Annotated in this window: 4 protein-coding genes; 2 read left to right on the top strand and 2 right to left on the bottom strand. The window is 56.3% G+C overall.

The genetic code is table 11. From position 1 onward, the window contains the following. Nucleotides 1-701: 701 nt before the first annotated feature. Entirely contained in the window at nucleotides 702-1,484 is a 783-nt protein-coding gene (locus PZA18_RS23400) for a substrate-binding periplasmic protein (RefSeq protein WP_284103313.1), read from the top strand. Between the two features lie 68 nt (nucleotides 1,485-1,552). On the opposite strand, the gene PZA18_RS23395 is transcribed toward PZA18_RS23400, so the two are convergent. Continuing rightward, nucleotides 1,553-2,035 (bottom strand): GNAT family N-acetyltransferase, encoded by a 483-nt coding sequence (locus PZA18_RS23395; protein WP_284103312.1) that lies wholly within the window; start codon nucleotides 2,033-2,035, stop codon nucleotides 1,553-1,555. Between the two features lie 389 nt (nucleotides 2,036-2,424). Between PZA18_RS23395 and PZA18_RS23390 the strand changes: the two genes are divergently transcribed. After that, a complete protein-coding gene (locus tag PZA18_RS23390; protein ID WP_284103311.1) occupies nucleotides 2,425-3,777 on the top strand; it encodes a hypothetical protein in 1,353 nt (450 codons plus the stop codon). Between the two features lie 145 nt (nucleotides 3,778-3,922). Here the strand turns inward: PZA18_RS23390 and PZA18_RS23385 are convergent, their stop codons facing one another. Beyond that, a complete protein-coding gene (locus PZA18_RS23385) occupies nucleotides 3,923-4,225 on the bottom strand; it encodes a hypothetical protein (RefSeq protein WP_284103310.1) in 303 nt (100 codons plus the stop codon). Nucleotides 4,226-4,669 lie beyond the last annotated feature (444 nt).

The raw sequence follows: 4,669 nt of genomic DNA, 5'->3' as shown, positions 1-4,669 counted from the left end.
GATGTCGGGTTTCTTCGACAGGACTTCGATCTCGGCCTCGAACACGGTGGAGAGCGCATCGCGCAGGGTCATGCTGCGGAACAAGAGGGCGTCATCGCCCAGCGGGGTGTGGAGGCGGAGGGGGCGCGGCATGGTGCAAATCCTTTTTAAAGCAGGTGCTCAAACAGGCAAAGGCATTCATGTGCGAAAAACGCAGTTTGAAAGCTATTTGGCATTCAAACAACGGTGCAGAAAGAGGCTAGCATTGACGCTGTTGAATCGTCAATTTATCCGAATGACTGCACATTAAATACAAATATAACGTTATGATTTAAAATATGTTTTATGATATTTACGGGAATTTTCAGGAAATCGCACTGGCGTCGTTCATGGAAAATATATCCATGTTGCATGGCAATAAACGAGCGTTACAGAAATTTGTGTCTGACAATAAATAATATTTTGATTGACATGAATAGATCGAAAAAAATCCATCAGCCGCTTGCAATGAGAAAGGCCAGGGCGCAGCAATTCCGCCAGCTGGTGGAGACGACGCCACGGGAATACCAGCGGTGGGCAAAGCGTTAGCGAGAGTTGGCAATGTCGTCCTGATCGATTGACACGGGCAGGCCAATCCCAACAACAACCCCAAGCAGCCAAGCCTGAGGGCTATTGCTATCATCCACTGTAATAGAGCTGCCATCAGTAGCACGGAAAAATCTATGGATGCTTGGCGCAAGACCTTATTGAGTGGCCTGTCCTGTGCGTGTATGGCAGTGGCACATGCTGACACCTTGCGTTGCGTGACCAAGGACTATCCACCTCTGGAATATGCCAATGCCAACGGGCAGGCAGCTGGCATAACTTACAACATCGTTGCACCCATTCTGAAAAAGATGGGTTATGGCCTGGAGGTTGAAGTACTACCTTGGGTGCGGGCGCTGGAGCTGGTGCGCACCGGGCAGCGCGACTGCGTGTTTTCTATTTTCAAGACCCCGGAGCGTGAGGCCTTTCTTGACTATTCAAAAGAGGTGGTAGTGCCGCAGGTAGTTTATGTGTATGCCCGTAAGGGCCACAAAATCTCGTTCTCGGGCGATCTGGCCGAGTTAAAGGGCATGAAAGTTGGGGTGCAGCACGGCTTTAATTACGGGTTGAAGTTTGATGCCTACAAAAATCAGCTTGATCTGGATGTGGCATTCAGCTTCGAACAGAACTTCCGCAAGCTGGCACTGGGGCGGATTGATGCAGTGCTGTGCAACCTCTATGCCGCCACGCATACATTTAAGGCGCTAGAGCGGCCGGTGGTGAACGAGATTGAGCGTCTGCCGGCACAGGTTGAGTCGGTGCCAAGCTATATTGCCTTCTCACGTTCAAAACGTTTGACGGCGATACGCGACCAGTTTGATCAGGAACTCCATCGATTCGTTGCTTCCGGTGAATATCGGCGCGTGATCGAGAGCTATCAGATTCCTGCTGAGGCACTGGGCTTTTTCTTTAAACGCTAGGTGAATCGGCAATGAGATGAGCCCCATAACCGGATCGAGCCTTGCGACTACGGAATCGGTATGAGGGATCAGGAGAGGGTATAGCGCCAGTCATCGACCCAACCATCCGCTTCGGTATGATGGCGCCCCGCGAGGTGGAATCCATTCTTTTCCAACACCCGCCGGGAGGCGACGTTGTCTGCCGCCGTTTCCGCTCTCACCATCCGCAGGGCAGGCTGTTCAGCCGCCAGAGCCAGCAGCTGCCGGACAGCAGTGCTGGCTACGCCTCGGCCTTGCCAGGCGGGCGCGACGTTGTAGCCGATTTCCACCAGCCCATCCTGAGGAGGGGCTTTAAAGCCCATCGCACCAACCACCCACTGCCCATCAGCCGAGACAATCAGCCATGGGGCATGCCAAAGCAGCGGTTTGCCGGCAGCCAGGGCCTGTGCGGCTAAATCAAATAATACGGCTGGCGGCATGGCACCTTTCTGTATGACTGCGCCTTGTACGCTAGCCGCGCCCTGGCGCAGGGCGCTCAGGCTGGTGGCATCCAATGACATCAGCTGGATCATGATTGCAAACCTCGTTTGATCAGATTGCCCTTCAAAGGGCGACATTCGCCAAGACTCACGCAACGCTCACTCAGGGCGCCCCACAGGCCTGATTTCGCCAGAACGGGACGCTGCACGACGGCAGCTGTGGGCGCCTTGCCCCTGCTCGGCCTCCTTTTTTACAGGCAACACTAAGACAGTCTGACAGTCTGTGTGCGGCATCATCACAGACAACCCCATCTCGTCAGAACGGCTAATAGCCTTCACCGTTCATCGTTCGATAGATTGCCTCCGTCCCGTCTTGTCGCTCCGCATCAGTCCGCGCCAAACGGGACGTTGGTCTCAGGCTGGAGTCCGGGCGATCCGTCTGATGACCAAACTTTCCAAAACACATAACAAGGACGTACACAATGCAGAATTTCCGCGTAAACCCTGGCAAACGACTGGCGGTTGCCGCACTGGCTGCCAGTCTGAGTGCCGGTCTGGCCCAGGCGGCCCAGCCTGTGGGCTGGCTCGATACGGTCAACACCACCACCATTGCCGGCTGGGCACTGGACCCCGATTTCGCCGGCCCGGTGATGATCCACATTTACGTGGACGGTAATCTGTTCGATGCCATCCCGGCCAACAATTTCCGCCCTGATGTGGGTGCCCATGCGTTCCACTACACTTTTGCCTCGCTGGGTAACGGCAATCACACCGTTGCCGCCTATGTTATCGGCACCAACAGCGCCGGCCAACCTGACGGCGAAAACATGGGGTTGACCGGCTCACCCAAACAGGTGACCGCCAGTTGCAGTGAAATTCCACAAAATCAGGCAACCCATGAATGGTGTCGCAGCAATGGAGAGTATTTCCAGAATCGCCAGATGGATACCACCCGCCTGTTGAACGACAAGGTGCTGGTGGGTGTCAACAACTCTTACGGTGGGATGATTGGTCAGCTCTACAGCAGCGACCGCAGCTTCAACCTGATCCAGGAACACGGTGGTGCGGCACTGCAGTTGTCGCTCTGGGGCTATGGCAACCATAACGATGGCACCACCTGCAACACCATTCCCGATTTCGCCACGCACCCTCTGGATGCACCCTGGAACCCGATACAGGCCCAGGCAGACAACTGCGGCTGGACGGGCCCGGCCAATGACGTGACCAGCCGGCAATGGGTAGGCAGCACCTACCGCGTCATCAAGCAAAATCCCTACAACTTTACCAAGACCGGGCCATTTCGCGGCCTGACCTGGGCACAGGATGTCACGCTGGGGGAAGCCCACGCCCGCATCGACTATGCAACCAACTATGCCGGAAGCTTCCTCACCGGCCCCACGCTGCAGGAAGTGCCGGCGCTATATACCGGTATCGGCATGAATGCCAAATATATGTATGCCGATGCCGGTGGCAATGTCATTACGCGTGACTTTCCAACGGTTCAAGCGGGGCAGACCATGTTGCCGCGACCGACGGAAGGCTGGTGGTCCGCCTGCGACAGCAGTGGTACCCACTGCCTGACCGTCGCGACAGCCAGTCCTGATATTCAGACCGTGCGGATCCGTCGACCCGCAGAAGGGGACTTTGGCGATATCACGCCCATAGGCTGCTTCAGCATGACGACCAATACCAGTCTCACGCTTTATGTCTTTCCCTATCGCTACGATGCCATCATCAACAACGTATCGGTACGCAACCGCATTGCCCAGTTGATTGGAAGGCCGACAGAAGCCAAGGCTTACCCGCACCGGGACTGCGGCCCTTTCCCTGGCTGAACTTTCTCCTCACCCCAACGAGACAAGCGGCCTTGGTCGGTCGCTTGTCTTGGTTGCCCCTTCTCCGGGCGCTGCAAGTTGACGTCTCCAGAGGGCCGGATGCCCCAATGCGGCAGGTGATGGCGCCTATCTGTTGCCCCAGGCATCAAGACTGCGCTGCCTCCGCCCTTTCGCCGGCCACGAATCCCCGCAATCGTCCCAGCTGCAGCCAGGCCGCCTGATCAGTCTCGGTGCCCCGCCAGCGGGTGCCCATCAATACCGCCAGGCACTCAGCTTCCGTCCAGCTATTGGCGCTACGTTCAACAATCGCCGCCGCCTGACGGGCGCGCTGCTCGCGTTTGCGGGTTGCAGCATCGCGCGCCACCAGGCCAAGCGGCTTGCGCCCCCGCTTTTTGGGGACATTGCCAACTGGCAACTCCAGTGTGACCTGATCATGATGATCGCGCATGGCGGCTCCTTGCACTGAAATGGGGGCGGCAGTGTAAGGGATCGGCGTGACATTCACCAAACCAGGTGTGATTTATCGCTTTGAAGTGGGGGTACTTACGCAGGACATTAGTCCTGATTCTGGACACTAATTAATGAGCGAGATGGTTTCCGCATTCATCTGCCAGCTCCGCTCATCAAAATTGCAGAGCCTGGCGTCCTCACGACACAAGCGGCAGGCGGGTTGATCGGATGTACGCAGGTTGTCGATATGTCGGTCAGCAAGAGGCTGGCCAATCAATACCGGTTATTTAAATAAAAACAGCCCACACGATGGTGGTAAGCGTCCGGTCCCACCACCTAGCGCTGCGGTCACCCAGCCACCAAACTCCGGGATTTGATTGGTGGGAGTCAGGTGATGGTGCAGTCATGTGAATCATGGACAGAGCGGGAAGCACAGGTAGCG

The organism is Parachitinimonas caeni (assembly GCF_030129945.1).
In the GTDB taxonomy this organism is placed as follows: Bacteria; Pseudomonadota; Gammaproteobacteria; order Burkholderiales; family Chitinimonadaceae; genus Parachitinimonas; species Parachitinimonas caeni.
The sequence above is the reverse complement of the archived record's forward strand: the minus strand, read 5'-3'. Positions and strand labels throughout refer to the sequence as shown.